General features: G+C 65.5%; 12 protein-coding genes and 1 riboswitch. Of the genes, 6 read left to right on the forward strand and 6 right to left on the reverse strand.

What is annotated here, in order from left to right:
* Nucleotides 1–84 precede the first annotated feature (84 nt).
* On the forward strand, nucleotides 85–351 hold the full coding sequence (locus tag QQA13_RS07455; protein WP_108472311.1) for a hypothetical protein: 267 nt from the start codon (nucleotides 85–87) through the stop codon (nucleotides 349–351).
* A gap of 70 nt (nucleotides 352–421) precedes the next feature.
* On the opposite strand, the gene QQA13_RS07460 is transcribed toward QQA13_RS07455, so the two are convergent.
* Nucleotides 422–754, reverse strand: a complete 333-nt coding sequence (locus QQA13_RS07460) for a hypothetical protein (protein ID WP_286042669.1) — start codon at nucleotides 752–754, stop codon at nucleotides 422–424.
* A 78-nt stretch (nucleotides 755–832) separates the two neighbouring features.
* Here QQA13_RS07460 and QQA13_RS07465 point away from each other — a divergent pair, with 78 nt between their 5' ends.
* From QQA13_RS07465 to QQA13_RS07475, 3 genes are all read left to right on the forward strand, one after another.
* Nucleotides 833–3,490: a M1 family metallopeptidase gene (locus tag QQA13_RS07465; RefSeq protein WP_108472310.1), complete on the forward strand. Its 2,658-nt coding sequence runs from the start codon at nucleotides 833–835 to the stop codon at nucleotides 3,488–3,490.
* A gap of 184 nt (nucleotides 3,491–3,674) precedes the next feature.
* The gene (locus QQA13_RS07470) at nucleotides 3,675–4,613 is read left to right on the forward strand and encodes a GGDEF domain-containing protein (protein ID WP_108472309.1); all 939 of its coding nucleotides are present in this window, start codon (nucleotides 3,675–3,677) and stop codon (nucleotides 4,611–4,613) included.
* 28 nt (nucleotides 4,614–4,641) lie between these two features.
* Complete coding sequence (locus QQA13_RS07475; RefSeq protein ID WP_234411364.1) at nucleotides 4,642–5,043, forward strand: hypothetical protein; 402 nt, start codon at nucleotides 4,642–4,644, stop codon at nucleotides 5,041–5,043.
* Between the two features lie 86 nt (nucleotides 5,044–5,129).
* Here the strand turns inward: QQA13_RS07475 and gcvP are convergent, their stop codons facing one another.
* Nucleotides 5,130–8,000 (reverse strand): aminomethyl-transferring glycine dehydrogenase, encoded by a 2,871-nt coding sequence (gcvP, locus tag QQA13_RS07480; protein WP_108472308.1) that lies wholly within the window; start codon nucleotides 7,998–8,000, stop codon nucleotides 5,130–5,132.
* A gap of 39 nt (nucleotides 8,001–8,039) precedes the next feature.
* A riboswitch (glycine riboswitch) is annotated at nucleotides 8,040–8,140 on the reverse strand.
* Nucleotides 8,141–8,347: 207 nt separating this feature from the next.
* On the opposite strand from gcvP, the gene QQA13_RS07485 reads away from it, so the two are divergent.
* Both QQA13_RS07485 and QQA13_RS07490 read left to right on the forward strand, forming a co-directional pair.
* Nucleotides 8,348–8,752 (forward strand): VOC family protein, encoded by a 405-nt coding sequence (locus tag QQA13_RS07485; RefSeq protein ID WP_108472307.1) that lies wholly within the window; start codon nucleotides 8,348–8,350, stop codon nucleotides 8,750–8,752.
* Nucleotides 8,753–8,899: 147 nt separating this feature from the next.
* A complete protein-coding gene (locus QQA13_RS07490) occupies nucleotides 8,900–9,940 on the forward strand; it encodes a YncE family protein (protein ID WP_234411363.1) in 1,041 nt (346 codons plus the stop codon).
* 422 nt (nucleotides 9,941–10,362) lie between these two features.
* Here the strand turns inward: QQA13_RS07490 and QQA13_RS07495 are convergent, their stop codons facing one another.
* The 4 genes from QQA13_RS07495 to QQA13_RS07510 all read right to left on the reverse strand — a co-directional run bounded on the left by QQA13_RS07495 (nucleotide 10,363) and on the right by QQA13_RS07510 (nucleotide 17,955).
* Nucleotides 10,363–11,763, reverse strand: a complete 1,401-nt coding sequence (locus QQA13_RS07495) for an MFS transporter (RefSeq protein WP_108472355.1) — start codon at nucleotides 11,761–11,763, stop codon at nucleotides 10,363–10,365.
* 148 nt (nucleotides 11,764–11,911) lie between these two features.
* Nucleotides 11,912–14,899 carry a TonB-dependent receptor plug domain-containing protein gene (locus tag QQA13_RS07500; RefSeq protein WP_159082204.1) on the reverse strand — a complete coding sequence of 996 codons (2,988 nt, stop codon included), beginning with the start codon at nucleotides 14,897–14,899 and terminating at the stop codon, nucleotides 11,912–11,914.
* 124 nt (nucleotides 14,900–15,023) lie between these two features.
* A complete protein-coding gene (locus QQA13_RS07505) occupies nucleotides 15,024–16,058 on the reverse strand; it encodes a YncE family protein (RefSeq protein WP_108472305.1) in 1,035 nt (344 codons plus the stop codon).
* 61 nt (nucleotides 16,059–16,119) lie between these two features.
* Nucleotides 16,120–17,955, reverse strand: a complete 1,836-nt coding sequence (locus tag QQA13_RS07510) for a YncE family protein (RefSeq protein WP_286042668.1) — start codon at nucleotides 17,953–17,955, stop codon at nucleotides 16,120–16,122.
* Between the last annotated feature and the right edge of the window lie 57 nt (nucleotides 17,956–18,012).

Genomic DNA, 18,012 nt, shown 5'->3' on the forward strand with positions numbered 1-18,012 from the left:
CTACCGTCAGGGTGAAACGGCCTTGGTGCACCGGGGCTACGCCTGCCGATAACCGGGCCACATCTCGCCAGGAGGAACCGTCTCATGTCCGATGAACATGTCAAGACGCCAGCCGACCATGTCGGCGACACGCTGGTGCAGCTCAAGGAGATGCGGCACTACTCGAAGAACAACGTGGAAGCGCTGACCACGGCGTGGCTGCTGTTTGACGGCGAGCTGTCGAAGCTGAAGCAGGCGGAAAAGATCGCCGGCCTGATGGATCGCCAGGCGCAGCTGCACGAGGCGCTGGAACAGGCGATCGCTGATCTGGAAGAGGTGCAGGAAAAGCTGAAGCCGGAGGACGAGGCCTGAGTGGCGACTGCCGTGAACTGGATGGCGCAGCAGAAAGGCCCCGGCAGCGGGGCCTTTCTGCTGCTGCCGATCAGTGACGCTGGCGGTGGATCGCGCAGCTGTTGCGGTTCTCGGCGTGGTTGAGGCGGCGGGTTTCAGCCCTCGTCAGGTGGCCGTTGTGCTTCGCCTCGTCGGTGCTTTCGCGCAGGATGATATTGGCGTCGCGGCGCTCGTCGTTGGTCGCCTGCCTGGCGGTGAGGGTGCCGTCGGCGACGCCTTTGGTGGTGCCATGCCGTGCCGATCGAGCGGCGGCATGCCGCAACGAGAACGCTGCTCCCGACGGGGCGTTGACTGCCCTCGACGTGGTGGCGGAGCCCATGACTTCCGGCGGTTTCCGCCGACAGGCGCGGCGGGTGACCATCACGTGGATCAAGCCGCGCCACGCCGGTTTCGCCGGCACGCTGCGGCTCTCCCCAACCGCCCCACCACATGGAAGATTCTCATGCGTAGCACCCTGCTGGTTTCCGCGATCACCCTGGCGCTCGCTGGCGTTTCGATGACGGGCATGGCGGCCACGCCGGTCCACGCGTCCACGGCGGACCTCGCCACCACCCAGTTGCCGCGCACGGTGCGGCCCAGCCACTACGACGTGGCGGTGGTGCCGCATGCCGACAAGCTGAGTTTCGACGGCGCGGTGGTGGTGACGGTCGACGTGCTGCAGCCGACCCGCAGCATCACGCTCAATGCGATCGACATGACGTTCTCATCGGTGAGCCTGAAGCCGCTGAAGGGCATGTTGGCGATCGCGGCACCGAAGGTGGTGGTGGATGCCAAGGCGCAGACCGCCACCTTCACGTTTGCCCAGCCGATCCCGGCCGGCGAATACAAGCTGGCGATGGCCTACACCGGCAAGATCGGCACCCAGGCCAACGGCCTGTTCGCGATCGACTACGCGACCAAGGCCGGCAAGAAGCGCGCGCTGTACACGCAGTTCGAGAACTCCGACGCGCGCCGCTTCATCCCGTCGTGGGACGAACCGGCGTACAAGGCCACGTTCAATCTGGCAGTGACCGTGCCGAGCAACGAAATGGCAGTGAGCAACATGCCAGTTGCGTCAAAAAAGGACCTGGGCAATGGCATGACGCGGGTGACGTTCCAGCAGTCGCCGAAGATGTCGACCTACCTGCTGTTCTTCGGCCTGGGCGAGTTCGAGCGCGCCACCACCATGGCCGACGGCACCGAGATCGGCGTGATCACGCAGATGGGCAAGAAGTCGCAGGCCGGTTTCACGCTGAAGTCGGCCAGCGACGTGCTGCGCGAATACAACGATTATTTCGGCGTGAAGTATCCGCTGCCCAAGCTGGACAACATCGCTTCGCCCGGCAGCAGCCAGTTCTTCTCGGCGATGGAAAACTGGGGCGCAATCTACACCTTCGAATACGCCTTGCTGCTGGACCCGAGCTTCTCGACCCAGTCGGACAAGCAGAACGTGTTCAACACCGCCGCGCACGAAATGGCGCACCAGTGGTTCGGCGACCTGGTGACCATGCGCTGGTGGGACGACCTGTGGCTGAACGAGGGCTTCGCCTCGTGGATGGCCGCGCGCACCACCGAGAAGCTGCACCCGGAATGGCACACCAACCTCGACGCCGTCGGCACCCGCGAGGGCGCGATGTCGCGCGATGCCGTGGCCACCACGCACCCGGTGGTGCAGCACGTGGAAACGGTGGAGCAGGCCAGCCAGGCGTTCGATTCGATCACCTATTCGAAGGGCGAGGCGGTGATCAACATGCTGGAGGCTTATGTCGGCCCCGATGCCTGGCGCAATGGCGTGCGCAACTACATCAAGGCGCACGCCTACGGCAACACGGTGTCGGATGATCTGTGGAAGGCGGTGCAGGGCGTGGCTGGCAAGCCGGTGACGCAGATCGCGCACGACTTCACGCTGCAGCCGGGCATCCCGCTGATCCGCGTGGCGTCGTCCGCGTGCAGCTACGGCAAGACCACGCTGACCCTGAGCCAGGGCGAGTTCACCAAGGACCGCCCGAACAAGACCGCGTTGAAGTGGCATGTGCCCGTGATCGCCCAGGCCATCGGTGGCACCGAGGCCGCGCGCACGGTGGTGGACGGCAAGGCCACGCTGGACGTATCCGGTTGCGGCCCGGTGCTGGTGAATGCGGGGCAGAGCGGCTACTACCGCACGCTGTACACGCCGGCCGAGTTCGCAGCGATCAAGGCCGATTTCACCAAGCTGGCGCCGATCGACCAGATGGGCCTGATGGGCGACACCTGGGCACTGGGCATGGCCGGCCTGCAGCCGGCCTCCAGCTACCTCGACCTGGCCCAGGCGACCCCGGCCGATGCCGACCCGCAGATCTGGGGCGACATCGCCGGCAGTTTCTCGGGCCTGCACCAGTACTACCGCGGCGACAAGGCACGGCAGGCACGTTTCGACGCGTTTGCGATCAGGCAGCTGAAGCCGGTGTTTGCCCGTGTGGGCTGGGAGGCGAAGGCGGACGAGGGCGACCCGACCACGATCCTGCGCACGCAGCTGATCGGCGTGCTGGCCGACCTGGGCGACACCGACGTGGTCACCGAAGTGCAGCGTCGCTACGCCGCGCAGGCGACCGATCCGAAGGCGGTACCGGCGGCCCTGCGCAAGACCATCTATGCGGTGGTGGCGCGCAAGGCGGACGCCGCAACCTGGGACAAGCTGCACGCGATGGCCAAGGCCGAGACCACGCCGCTGATCAAGGATCGCCTGTACCTGCTGCTGTCGATCGCCGAGGACGACGCACTGGCCCAGCGCGCGCTGGATCTGGCACTGACCGACGAGCCGGGCGCGACCAACAGCGCCGGCATGATCCGCGCGGCCGGTTATCAGCATCCGGATATGGCCTGGACGTTCGCCATGGCGCACCGTGCGCAGATCGACAAGCTGGTCGACTCCACCTCCAGCAGCCGCTATTACCCGGGCATCGGCGCCAGCTCGAATGACCCGGCGATGATCGGCAAGATCAAGGCCTATGCCGACGCGCACATCGCCAGCAGCTCGCGTCGCGCTGCCGACACCGTCATTGCCGACATCGAGTATCGCCAGATGGTGCGCAAGGATCGCCTGCCGGCGATCGATGCGTGGCTGGCGAAGAACGGCGGCTGATCGCGGCCTGCCCGGGCAGGAGGACTCGGCATTCGCATGCCGGGGTTCTTCCCTGTCGCCAGGGAGGTATATTTGGCGGGTGGTTGACGCTGCGGCGGCTGGACAATGCATTTTGCGCCTGCGTTATGGATAGGCGGCCCAGGCATCTCCCGGCATATTTCCGTTCTGCTCGAGTCCGAAGGCAATGGTCGATTTTGAAAGCAAGGCAGGACCCGGCAGTGCCGTCTACAAGACGCTGCTGGAATCGACCCGGGCGATCCCGTGGAAGATCGACTGGGACAGCAAGCAGTTCGCCTATATCGGGCCGCAGATCGAGGTGTTGCTGGGTTGGGCGCCGTCGAGCTGGGTGGGCGTGGCTGACTGGGCCAGCCGCATGCATCCGGAGGACCGCGACTGGGTGGTGGATTTCTGCGTGGCGCAGTCGCAGGCGGGGGTGGACCACGAGGCCGACTACCGCGCGCTGACCCGCGATGGCCACTACGTGTGGATCCGCGACGTGGTGCACGTGGTGCGCAACCCCGACGGCACGGTCGACTCGCTGATCGGCTTCATGTTCGACATCAGCGAGCGCAAGCGCACCGAGCAGCAGCTGATCAGCCTGCAGAAAGAGATGGAAGAGCTTTCCTTCCGCGATGGCCTGACCGGTGTTGCCAATCGCCGGCGCTTCGACGCGATCATCGAGCTCGAATGGAGCAACGCGCGGCGCAACCGCCAGCCGCTGTCGCTGCTGATGATCGACATCGACTATTTCAAGCAGTACAACGACCGCTACGGCCACCTGGAAGGCGACACCTGCCTGAAGCACGTGGCACGGGTGCTGAATTCGGCGGGCACGCGTGCGCGCGATTTGCTGGCCCGCTTCGGCGGCGAGGAATTCGTGCTGGTGCTGCCTGAAACCGACGAGGCCTCTGCCGGCAAGCTGGCCGAACGCTGCCGCGAGCTGCTCCTGGCCGAGCAGATCCCGCACGAGTCATCGCCGATCGACTCGCTGCTGACGATCAGCGTTGGTGTGTGCACCATGATCCCGGGCCACGACGACGAGTTGCGGCCGTTCATCGACACGGTGGACAAGCGGCTGTACCAGGCCAAGCAGCAGGGGCGCAACCGCATCGTGGCAGGGTAGCCGGGCGGCCTCGGTATTTGATGGAAGCGTGGAGGTCGACGTGCGCAGAATCCTTCTTTTCGCGGCGCTCGCCGTTTCGGCGTTCCCGGTTTTTGCAGCGGCCCAGTCCTACGCCGAGGCCAAGGCGCTTGCCGATCGCGACGAGGCTTCGGTGTCGAAAACCCAGTCGGACGCCCTTCTCGAATCGCAGGGTGCAGCCATCGACCGGATCGCCCCGGCGTGTGCACGGGCCATGGGACCGGCGGGCATGCCTCCGTTTGTCGTCGTCGTGGAACTGGACGCAGCCGGCAAGGTGGTCGCGACATGGCGGGAGGGCGACTCCGATTTTGCCGTCTGTTTCGAGAAGCGGCTGCGCGTGCTCTCGTTGTTCGCTCCACCGCACGCGCCGTTCTACACCTCGTTCGAGATGAGCATGTCGCCCCCGGATTGATGTCGCCGCGGCGTTGCCGCCCGTACATAAAAAGGCCCCGCATGCGGGGCCTTTTCCGTCCTGCCTGGGCGAGCCGCCGAAGCGGCTTATGCCTCGGCTTCTTCCTTGTACGCATCCACCGGGATGCAGGCGCACATGATGTTCTTGTCGCCGTAGACGTTGTCGACGCGAGCCACCGGCGACCAGTACTTCTGCAGCTTCAGGCTGGCCAGCGGGAAGGCGGCCAGTTCGCGCGGGTAGGCGTGGGTCCACTCGCTGGCGCTGACCATGGTTGCGGTGTGCGGGGCGTTCTTCAGCGGGTTGTCCTCGCGGTCCAGCTTGCCTTCCTCGATCGCGCGGATCTCGTCGCGGATCTGGATCATCGCGTCGATGAAACGGTCCAGCTCGATCTGCGATTCGCTCTCGGTCGGTTCCACCATCAAGGTGCCGGACACCGGGAAGCTCAGCGTCGGCGCGTGGAAGCCGAAGTCGATCAGCCGCTTCGCCACGTCCTCCGCACCGATGCCGGTGGCGTCCTTGAGCGGACGCAGGTCGAGGATGCATTCATGCGCCACCAGCCCGTTGCGGCCGGTGTACAGGGTGGGGTAGTGCGCTGCCAGCCGCTTCGCGATGTAGTTGGCGTTGAGCAGGGCGACCTGGGTCGCCTTGCGCAGGCCCTGCTGGCCCATCATGGTGATGTACATCCAGCTGATCGGCAGGATGCTGGCCGAGCCGAAGCTGGCCGCGCTCACCATGCCGACTGCGCTTTCTTCACCGAGCTTCCTCGGCAGGAACGGCGCGAGATGCGACTTCACCGCGCACGGACCCACGCCCGGGCCGCCGCCGCCGTGCGGGATGCAGAACGTCTTGTGCAGGTTCAGGTGCGACACGTCCGAGCCCCACTTGCCGGGCTTGGCCACGCCGACCAGCGCGTTCATGTTGGCGCCGTCGGTGTACACCTGGCCGCCGTGCTGGTGGACGATGTCGCAGATCGCCACGATATCTTCCTCGAACACGCCATGCGTGGACGGGTAGGTGATCATCAGCGCGGCGAGGCGGTCGGAATATTTCTCCGCGGCGCGGCGGATGTCCTCGACGTCGACGTTGCCATTGGCATCGCACTTGGTCACCACCACGCTCATGCCGCACAGGTGGGCGGAAGCCGGGTTGGTGCCGTGGGCGGACTCGGGGATCAGGCAGATGTCGCGATGGGCTTCGTTGCGCGAACGGTGATACGCACGGATCGCCAGCAGGCCGGCGTACTCACCCTGTGCGCCGGAGTTCGGCTGCAGGCTTACTGCGTCGTAGCCGGTGCATTCGACCAGCATCGCCTCAAGGCCGTCGATCAGTTCCTTGTAGCCGGTGGTCTGCGAGGTCGGCGCCAGCGGGTGGATGTTGCCGAACTCCGGCCAGGTGATCGGGATCATCTCGGCGGTGGCGTTGAGCTTCATGGTGCACGAACCCAGCGGGATCATCGTGCGATCCATCGCCAGGTCCTTGTCGGCCAGCGCGCGCATGTAGCGCAGCAACTCGTGCTCGCTGTGGTGCGTGTTGAACACCGGATGGGTGAGGAAGTCAGTCTGACGCAGCAGCGCGGCGGGCAGGGCGTCGGCCGTGGCAGCGTCCAGCTCGTCGATATTGTCGATCTCGGCACCGAACAGGCCAGCCAGTGCGATCACTTCGGCACGGGTGGTGGTCTCGTCGAGGCTGATGCCGATGCAGGTACCGTGGATCTGGCGCAAGTTGATATGCAGCGTTTCGGCACGTGCGTGCACGGCGTCGGCATCGACGTCGGTGATGTGCAGGGTGTCGAAGAAGTTTGCGCCCACCTTGACGCCGGCCTGGCGCAGCGATGCCGCGAGGATCGCGCTGAGACGATGCGTGCGGCGGGCGATGCGGGTCAGCCCTTCCGGGCCGTGGTAGACCGCGTACATGCTGGCCATCACTGCCAGCAGCACCTGCGCGGTGCAGATGTTGGAAGTGGCCTTCTCGCGACGGATGTGCTGCTCGCGGGTCTGCAGGGTGAGGCGGTAGGCGGCCTTGCCTTCGGCGTCGATCGACACGCCGATCAGGCGGCCCGGCATCGAGCGCTTGTACGCATCGCGGCAGGCCATGAAGGCGGCATGCGGGCCGCCGTTGCCGAACGGCACGCCGAAGCGCTGCGAGTTGCCGACCACGATGTCCGCGCCCCATTCACCGGGGGCCGCGATCAGGGTCAACGCCAGCAGGTCGGTGGCCACCGCGACCAGGCCGCCACGCGCATGCACGGCGTCGGCAATCGCCCGATAATCGTTGATGCTGCCGAAGGTGTCCGGGTACTGCAGCAGCACGCCGAACGCCTCGGTGCCGGCCGCATCGCTATCGGCGCCGACCACCAGCTCGATGCCCAGCGGTTCGGCGCGCGTGCGCACCACTTCCAGCGTCTGCGGGTGCACGCCGTTCGACACGAAGAACACGTTCGACTTCGACTTGCACGAGCGCTTGGCCAGGGTCATCGCCTCGGCCGCGGCAGTGGCTTCGTCCAGCAGCGAGGCGTTGGCGATCTCCATCCCGGTGAGGTCGGCGCACATCGTCTGGAAGTTGATCAGCGCCTCCATGCGGCCCTGCGAAATCTCCGCCTGGTACGGCGTGTACGCGGTGTACCAGGCCGGGTTCTCCAGGATGTTGCGCAGGATGACGTTCGGCGTGAGGGTGCCGTAGTAGCCCTGGCCGATGAAGCTGCGGAACACCTCGTTCCGGTCGGCGATGGCGCGGATCTTCGCCAGCGCCTCCTCTTCGGTGACCGCCTGCGGCAACGCCAGCGGGGCGGCGGACTTGATCGAGCCGGGGACGATGGCGTCGGTCATCGACTCCAGCGAATCGTGGCCGATGACGCGCAGCATCTGCGCGATCTCGGCGTCGTCCGGGCCGATGTGGCGTTCGATGAACGCGCCGTGGTGTTCGAGGTCGCGCAGGGAAGGAGTGGGGTTGTGGCTCATGAGTGGGCATCCGAAGACTCGCGTGCCGTGCCGCACGCGGGGCGCCCCTCTGTCCTTTTGCCTGAGAGTTTGGAAGCGCGCTGGCTGCGCTTCGTGCCCCTTCGGCGCCGGATTCAACCGGTCTCTCCAGAGTGTTTGCGCGTGGTGGTATGGGAGCCTGAGCGATTACGGGCGTTGCGTCTTCGGCAGCGGGCGTCCCCGGTCTGGGGCCGCCTGCTTCTCCCACCATGCGTTTACCGCGGCGATTATACAGGCGGGCGGCGCGTGTTGCTGCCTGCCTGGATGCGGTTCAGGAACGCTCCCGCGTTATGCTCGGATGCCCCATTCCCCGGCCCACCGGAGCTCCCATGATCCGTATCGGCGAAATCGACCACGTGGTGTTGCGCGCCATCGACATCGCGGCCATGCAACGCTTCTACTGCGAGGTACTCGGCTGCCGCGAGGAACGCCGGCAGGACGAGATCGGCCTGGTGCAGCTGCGCGCCGGCGCCTCGCTGATCGACCTGGTAGCCATCGACGGCAAGCTCGGCCGCCATGGTGGCGCCGCGCCGGGCAGGGAAGGCCACAACATGGATCACCTGTGCCTGCGCGTGGAGGACTACGACGAGGCGGCGATCCTGGCGCACCTGCAGGCGCATGGCGTGCGCATTGGCGAGCTGGGTTCGCGCTATGGTGCGAGAGGCGAAGGCCCGTCGATCTACCTGTACGACCCGCAGGGCAACATGATCGAGCTGAAGGGGGGATTTTCCTAAAACGTTAGGAGGCTCGCTTGCAACGGCGGACAGGGCTGCAGCAGAACGGCGCGCTGGCGCGACGGCAGTCGCGGAGGCGTGACCGGTGGTTCCCATGGCAACGCACCTGGCGCGTAGCATGGGTGCTTTGGACACGAGTGCCGGCGCATGAACATCGAGACAGATCGCACCCTCCGCCCGGGCTTGACGTCCCTGATGGCCTTTGCGGTCTTGTTCGTGGCCACCCCCGCATGCAGTAGCGCGGCTGGTCCGGGCGGCCCAGGCAGCCGGTTGCCGCTGACCACGCTCGCGGAGGTGCCGTTGCCCGGCAGAGCCACGCGCTGGGACTACGCCAGCCTCGACCAACGAAGCCATCTTCTTTTCCTGGCGCACCTGGGCGACAGCGCCGTCGTCGTGTTCGACACCGCCCAGCGCAAGGTGGTGGCGACCATTCCCGACGTCAGCTCCGTCCACGGCGTGCTGTACGTGCCAGAGCTGGATCGGGTGTATGCGTCGGCGACCGGCGCCGATGAAGTGGTCGCGATCGACGCGAAAACCTTCAAGATCATCGCACGCGCCCCCGCGGGGGATTATCCGGACGGCATGGCCTATGCCCCGGACGTGCACAAGCTGTATGTCTCCGATGAACACGGTGGCACCGACACCGTGATCGACGTGCGGTCGAACGCCCGGGTGGCCACGATCCCGCTGGGCGGCGAGGTGGGCAACACCCAGTACGATCCGGTCACCCGGCACATTTTCGCGAACGTGCAGACCCGCAGGCAGCTGGTGGAAATCGATCCGGCTACCGACAAGGTGATCAGCCGGATCAGCCTTCCCGGTGCCGTCGGCAATCACGGCCTCTACATCGATGGCGCCTCACGTCTGGCCTTCATCGCCTGTGAGGACAACAGCAAGTTGCTGGTGCTGGATCTGACCAGTCGAAAGGTGCGGGCCAGCTTCGACGTTGCCGATGATCCGGATGTCCTGGCCTTCGATGCTTCGCTCGGCTGGCTCTACGTGGCCGGTGAATCCGGCGAGGTGTCGATCTTCAAGGTCACTGGGCAGGCCGTTCGACCGATCGCTACCGCGGTGCTGGGCCCGAATGCCCACGTCGTCGCCGTGGACGGCAGCACGCACCAGGCCTATTTCCCGTTGAAGCCTATGCTGGGCAAATCCAGGCTGCGAATCACGCAACCCCGGCTCTAGGCTGCTTCATCGCCCCGACCGAAAGCGCGTGAAACCCACGCGCTCCGAATTCCACGACGCGGCGCACTTCAGGCCCGCTACTCCCTGCGATGTTCCCCCGCTTTTGAGTGGTTCTACCAGCCTGGAAGTAGCCGTCAAGACTCGCAAATGATCTTTGACAGGCCGGCACCAACAAGGGTGGCGGAGGGCGATTAGCCTGTGTTATCGGGGTAGGGCAGTCGCGCTTTCGATCGAACCTGTTCAGGAACAGCTGCTACCTATGCAGGGCCGCCGAGCCATCGGCACGAAGAAAGGCACCAGTCGGGGATTTCTCATTTCCATGTGTTGGGTTGAGGGAAGGTTTTCGGGTTTCCCATCTTCCATTAGGCTCGCCGTACGTAGGCGTGCATCTCCGACGTCTTCCCCAGGAAAGTCTTAAAACTTCAGTGGCTGATTTCTTCCAGTGCCACACCCTTGGTCTGCGGGCCAAAAATGCCGATCATTGCAATGCCGACCACCATGGCGATTGCGATGAACATCGCCACTGCCAGCACGCCACCTGCATGGAGCAGATACCCGACGGCCAAGCCGGCAAATGCGGCCGCAATGCGGCTCCACGAATAGACGAAGCCCACCGCTCTGGAGCGTATGCGAGTCGGATAAAGCTCTGCCTGGTAGTTGTGGTACGCATACGACATCACGTTGGCCGCCAGCGTGAACACCACACCGAGCGCGATCAGCGCGACCGGGTTGTCCGCCATGGCGAAGGCCAGCATGCTCAGGCCCATCAACATCAGGCCCAGCATGATCTGCAGCTTGCGCTCGATGCGGTCGGCAAAGAGCACGCCGAGTAGCGGCCCCAGGGGATTGGCGATGGCGATGATGAAGGAGTATTCGAGGCTGTGCGTGATGGTGATGCCGCGCGCTATCAGCAGGGTCGGTACCCATGCCGCGAAGCCATAGAAGCCGATGACTTGGGCCATGTTGAATACCGACAGCATCAGAGTGCGCTTGCGGTATTGCGGCGAGAAGATCTCGCCGAAGTGCCCGCGGCCGGTCTCCTCAGCATGCGCCAGCGCAGGCGGCGGCAGCGGCTTGCCCGTCTCCGCGACCACCCGCTGCTCGATCGCCGCCATGATGGCTTCCGCCTCGTCGGTGCGACCCTGCAGGGCCAGCCAGCGCGGGCTCTCCGGAATCCCCTGCACCAGCAGCCATACCAGCACGGCGCCCATCGAGCCGATCAGCACCACCCAGCGCCAGCCGTCGATGCCCAGCGGGCTGAGGGGCACCAGCAGCCAGGCCAGCAGCGCCACCAGCGGCACCACGGCGAACGTGATGAACTGGTTGACGGAGAACGCGCGGCCACGCTCCGCACCGGGGATCAGTTCGGAGATATAGGTGTCGATGGTGACCAGCTGTACCGCGAAACCCACGCCGGCGATGAAGCGCCAGACGTTCAGCATTTCGCCGCTGTGCTGAAACGCCATGATCGCGGTGCAGGCCACGTACCACACCAGCGACCAGGTGAACACCGGCCGCCGGCCGTAGCGGTCCGCCATATGGCCGAACAGCACCACGCCCACCCACAGGCCCGCGAAGGTGCTGAAGACGAAGGTTCCGAAACCGGCGATCTTGATCGAGTCCAGGCTTGCGAAAAAGCCCAACGATTGCGATGTGAAGAGACCCGATTTCATCATGCCCGGAGCAACGTAGGCGGTGAAGAACAGGTCGTAGAACTCGAACACGCCGCCCAGCGAGATCCACAGAACGATCTTCCATATCGTGCGCGATGGCGGCAGCCGGTCGAGGCGGGCGGCGATCCTGGCGGAGGCAATTTCAGACACGTTGTTCACCTGTCAGCGGTGGGATTGATCCCGGTCGGGCAGTGCACGGCACCGGCGAGATCGCGGGGGAGTTCGACATCAGGATTCGACCGGAGCGAGAGGCGGAATGGAACCCGGGCGGACGCAGCGTCCGGGTCGCCTGCCATCCTCAGAAGGTCACCTTCACGTCTCCATAGATCAGCCGGCCGATGGGCGAGTACGTGCCGATATCGCTGGTGGTGAACTGGTTGGTGAAGGCGCGCGGGAAGATCGGTGGCATTTTGTTGTCGAGGTTGTTCACGCCAAGCGACAGCGTGATGCTCTTGTCGCTCGCCAAGCCCTCGGGCGTCCAAGTGTACGAACCGTGCAGATCCCACACGGTATAGCTCGGCACCCGGATACCCGGGAGGGTGCCGGCGGCGCCCGCGTCATTGACGTAGGAGATGTAGGTATTCGCCAGCATGAGGTCCAGGTTTCCGTAGGACCAGTCGAGCGTCGAGTAGAAGCTTGCCTTCGGCAGCGTCCCGGCGAACACGCCGATGTTGCTGGCGTTGCTGGCGTACTGCTGGTATGAGCTGCCTGCGAAGCGCTGGAACTTGTACGAGTTGAACAGCATCCCCTTGCTGGAGAACTCCCAGGTTCCGTAATGCGCCGTGGGAAGATCGTAATCCAGTCCCAGCATCCAGGAGTGCTCGATCAACACGCTCTGGTTGCGGAATTTGTCGATGACGTAGAGCTGTGAATACTTGCTCGGATCGGGCAGGCCGGTGGCCGGATTGGTGAGGAACGCCTTCAGCGAGCCCGGGGTCCCGAAGGGATCGGTACCGCCGAGGTTGGTGAAGTTGCCCGTGCTGACGCTGTCGAAGTAGCGCGACGCCGAACCCAACGCGTTGACCGATTGCATGATGGTGGTGAAGTCCGCGCCACCCGGGAAACCGCGCACGGTGATCGAAGAATAGTCCGCGGTGAGCGTCAGGCCCTTGATGAAGTTCGGATGGAATTCGAAACCGATGGAGCGCGACATCGAGGTGGATGGCTTGAGCGACGGGTTGACGCCGTCTTCGCCGTTGAAGGTGTTTCCGACGGCGTATTGCGACCCGAACACGATGCCGATGAGGCGGTCGGTCACCGGGCGGGTGTCGAATGGCCCGTAGGCCTGATAAAGCGGTGGCGCGGCGAAGGACTTCGTAAAGGTGCCATGAAGCACGAGCTGGTTGTCGAAGGGCTCCCAGCGGAAGCCGAGCTTCGGCGAGTTCTTGCTGCCGGCGTCACTGTAGTGCTCGAAGCGACTGGCGGCGGTGAGGTCGAATTGGTGCAGGCCGGGGATGCCCATGCTGCTCGAGGTGATCGGGATCAACGTCTCGGCGTACACCGCGCTCACGTTGCGGCCGTGACTGAAGGGATCGGTGAACAGGCCGCCGCTCCAGTTCTGGTCGTTGCCGGCGGTGGAGCCGCTGACAGGATCGGTGACGCGACCATTCGGGTCGGCATGGCCGGAAACCTCTTCACGCCGCCAGCTGACACCGACGGCGAGGTTTACCTGCCCCGCAGGCAGCTCGAACAGTTTGCCGACGGCGTGCGCATCCCAGGAGTAGAGCTTGCTGTCGCCGTGCAGCATCTCCGTGCCGAGCACGTTGGCCAGCGCGGCCGCCGGGTTGCCGGTCACCGCGAACGGATTGAGCGCCGGCTGCAGCACGAGCGGGTTGTCGATCGAATAGCCGCCGTAGACCATGCCGTAGGCGCCGTCTGCCACCGCGTTGCCGTTGGAGTCGTATCCGCCGGCGACGGCCCGCGCCAGATTGGGCGTAAAAATCAGGTTGGTGTCGCGCTCCGTCAGCTTGCTCTCGCTGTAATCGACGCTGGTATGCCAGGTCCAGGAGTAGGGCAGGTTGCCCTTGAGTCCGAAGGAGAAGCGATAGGCATCGGTGGTGTCGAACACCTGCTTGGGTCGCGACATGTCGGCGAAGGTCACGCCCGTCGCGGCGGTGGTCAGCGGGTTGTAGGGCGTGCCGGCCGGAACGGTCAGCGTGACATGGGAGAAGGGTTGGCCCGCAGCCGCCCAGGCGGTTGATTGGACCTTGTTCTGCGAGATCAACAGGTCGCCGGAGGCCTCGATCTGGTCCTCGGTGAAAGGCTGCGAGGTCATGTTCACGACGAGGTTCTTGTGCTCCTGCCGCTGCAGGAGCATGGCGTATTTGGAATAGTCGAATCCCTTGGATAGCTGTGCCGCGCTGGTGGTTGTGTAGACGCTCGGCGACAGGGCCGCGTAGCTGCCGGCGGTCGCGGCGGCGCCGGTCGGCACGGGCGGCGTGAGCAGCCCGGGCGCCAGCACGTAGTTGCCGCCAGCGACGACGCCCGGCAGGCCCGTGCCTGGAACGACGCCGTACATCGGGCTGGTGAACGAGCGTGCACTCTGGAAAAGTGGGCTGGTCCTCGCATCGCTGACGGTGGCCGTGATGTTCACCGGACCGATGTCGCCGCCGAACGTCACGTAGGCCGAGCGATCCTTGTAGCCACCGTCCGCCGCGCCGTAATGCGCGCCGACCGTCACGCCGTGGTAGTCGCGCTTGAGGATGAAGTTCACCACGCCGCCGACGGCGTCGGCACCGTAGAGCGAGGAAGCGCCGTCGGTGAGCACGTCGACCCGCTCCAGCGCGGCGGCCGGGATCTGGCTGATGTCGACGAAGTTCTTGCTGCCGCTCAGGCCGGCGACCCCATCCAGCGCCATACGCCGGCCGTTGACCAGCACCAGCGTCGGCAGGTTGCGCAGTTCGACCTGCGAGCCGCCGGCGGTGAACTGGTTGCGGTTCTGCGCGTTGCTCGCGCCCGCGTTGCTGCGGCCGGCGAAGGCGGGAATGGCCTTGCGCAAGGCGTCGAGCATGTTGGTCGAGACACCGGTCTGGCGAAGATCGCCGGCATCGAGCGTCGTAACTGGAACGGCCGCGGCGTTCGGATCGATCGGCAGCAAGGTGCCGGTCACTGTGACCTGGTTCAGATTGGCGACCTTGGGCGATTTGGTGGCCGTGGTGGTCGCCTGCTTTTGCTTGGTAAGCGTGCCCGCGTCTGCGCTTTGGGGCGTCGCGGCCATGGCGTGGCCGGTCAGGCCGAGGCCGATGATCAGCGCGCCGAACAGCGCCTTGCGTGGATAGTCGTGCATGTGATGTCTCCCCCAACAGTGATGTCGTGTCCAGTCCCCGGCAATTCGCGCAGCGAGCCCCATTCCTCATTCATTGATCTCCATCCCCCGGGCGCTACGCGGCAACTGCCATTCGATGTCTGTTTCAGTTCTCTCGGTAGGTCAGTACGGTGAAGCTATTGTCGAAATAGAAGTTCGGATAGAACGGCGCCACCGCGGTATCTACCTTCCTTGCCGGATCGACGCCCCCCTCGGCGGCGACCAGGTAGACGCGGCCGCGCTGCGGATCGAGCGCCAGCGTGCGCGCCATCGGACGGGTGGTTACGGCCTGCTCCAGGCGGTAGCGGTCGGGGCTCTGCTGGTCGATCACCATCAGGTCGGCGTCCAGCCCGTTGGCGGCGTATATGCGGTGCGTGGCCGGATCGAACGCCACGCCGTCGTTGCCGCGGCCGATCGGCAGGCTGGCCACCACGGCGCCGCTTTCCGCGTTCAGCACGGCCAGCAGCGGCTGGTCGCTGCGGCAGCCGACAAAGATGCGCCGGCTCGCCGGGTCGTAGTCCAGTCCGGTGGGCTGGTGGCACGGCGCGGTCGGCCAGGTGGCGGTGACCGCGTGCGTGCGGGCGTCGATGCGCACCACCGCATCGCGATCGCGCTCGGCCACGAACAGGTTGCCGTGGCCGTCTGGCGCCGATGCCTCAATGTGATGGCTGGACATCGGCAGCGTCGCCACCGGCTTGCCGCTGCGGGCGTCCATGAAGGCGACTTTCCCGCTGTCGCCCATGGTGAATATCAACTGCCCGGTCACCGGCTCGAAACTGCCGGCATCGGCGTCGTTGCCGAAGTGGATGCGCCGCATCGTCTTCAGCGACTTGAGCTCGAACTCGGTGGTCGAGCCGTCACCGTTGACGGTGTAGCCCAGCCCCAGCGACGGCACCAGGATCGCCTTGTTTGCACCGGCGGAGTCGGCGATGGCGGCCACCACCTTGTGCGTCGCCACGTCGAACACGGTGACGCCGTCGTGGCGGCGGCCGATGAACAGGTACGAGCGCGCGGCGTCATAGCTGAGGTAGTCCCACGCCGGGGCCTTGCCCGGCAAGGTCACGGCCGATTGCAGCCGATAGAAGCTGGCGGCGTGGCCGGATACCGGCAGCACCGCCAGGCACAGCAGCGCGGTCGCCATAGCCTGGAGTCCACGCTGTCGTGGGCGGCTGAACTGGGTGGACGAAGGCATCGGCCGGCCCCTACTTGCCCAGCGCGAACCAGAGCACTTCGCCGCCCTTGCCGTGCTCGCCGGGCGAGGCGGCCAGGTAGAGGCGGTTCAGCTCCGGCACCACGATGCCGGACTTCGCACCGACGGCGCTGGGAATGCGCGGCCGCGTGGCATAAAGGTCCGGCGTCACCTGCTGGTACACGCCAAGGTCGCCGTCGCCGCCGGGCAGATACACGCGCCTCCTGACGCTGTCCCAGAACAGTCCGTCCGAGGTTGCCGGGGCATCGAGCGTCGCTACGGTGGCGCCCGTATCGGTGTTCAGCACGAACAGCTTGCTGGGGCTGCGGGTGCCCACGAACAGGCGGTGGTCGGCCTCGTCCAGCGCCATGCTCAGGTTGGTCTTCGCGCCGCTCAGCGGCCAGCGTGCGATCACCTTGAAGGTCTTCTTGTCCACCACGTCCACTTCGTCGTGGTCGGCGACATTCACGAACAGGCGGTTGCCGTGCTGCTCGGCCTTCACCGCCTCGGTGTGATCGGAGTCGAAGCGCAGCTTGTTGTACACATGCCCGGTGAGCGGATCGACCTCGTTGAGGAAGCAGTCCTTCATGCCCACGTCCTTGCCGCCAGTGACGATGTACAGATGGCCGGTGGAAGGATCGAGCTCGGCCGAATCCGCACCCGGCTCCAGGGCGATGTGGCTGACCACCTTGTAGGTGGTGGCGTCGAACACCTTGGTCATGCCCTTGCCGCTGTCGGTGACGATCAGGCGGTTGGCCTTGGGCAGGTAGATGATCGCGTGCGGCGTCTCGACGCCGGTGAGGGTGCGCTCATGCCGGCCGGTGCGCAGGTTGAGCAGCTCCAGCGTGCCGTGGTCCTCCGCCGCCAGCCACAGGCGGTTGCCCTTCAGGTCATAGCCGAAGTGGTCGAAGTCGCCCGAGTAGCCGGGCTTCCAGCCGGTGCTGCGCCCGATCAGCGTGGCAGTGGGGTGGAGGTCGGCCACCTTGGCCGCCGGCACCGGCTGCATCAGCCCGGCAAGCGAGGGAATCTTCTTGCGCAGTTCGTCGCGGATCGCGAACCCTTCGCGCTTCAGCGCATCCTTGTCGTCGCCCGGCTTGTACGGGAACACGATGCCTATCGCACCGATGGTCTTGCCGCTGGCGTCGAGCAGGCGCGCCTCCACCTCGAAGCGGTGGCCGTTGACCTCCAGGTTGGGGATGCCGGTGTTGATGGCGCGCATGTCGTCGTCGTCGGCCTGCTTGCCGATGCGGCCGATGCTCGAACCCACCACCATGTTGACGCTCTTGCCCGGCGGCACGATGTGCAGCATCAGGATCAGCAGCTTCGGATGCGCGGCCATGGTCTGGTCGACCAGTTGTTGCGCATAGGTGTGGGTAGGCACGCTGGAGTCGAACGCGTAGGGCTGAGTCAGGTTGGCGACGTTGGAGATGCGGCGTCGCAGCTGATCGCGCACCACCTCGGCCTTCTTCGCCAGCGCGGCCTTGTCGTCGCCGGCGGCGTAGGGATAGACGATGCTCAGCGCGCCCACCGTGTCATCGGTGACGTCCTTCAGCGGCACCTCGACCTCGAAGTGGTCGCCCTCCTTGTTCACCTCCAGCACCGGCTTGCCGGTGTTGACCACGCCCATGTCGTCGGAATCGGCCGGCTTGCCGATGCGGCCGATGTTGGAGGCGATGATGACGTTGACGGTCTGCTTGGGCGGCGTCACGTGCATCGCCATGATGGCGATGTCCGGGTGCGCGGCGAGCGTTTCGTCCACCAGGTGCTGGGCGTAATTCGGTGCGGTCGTCTGCGCCAGCAGCGGCGGCGCCAGCAGGGTAGTGGCCAGGAGCATTGCGTAACGAACCATGGATTCCGTCCTCGACGATGGATGCGAAATGAAGCGGGTGTCGACGTGCCGTACGGG

This window comes from Rhodanobacter thiooxydans (assembly GCF_030291135.1).
Lineage (GTDB): Bacteria > Pseudomonadota > Gammaproteobacteria > Xanthomonadales > Rhodanobacteraceae > Rhodanobacter > Rhodanobacter thiooxydans_A.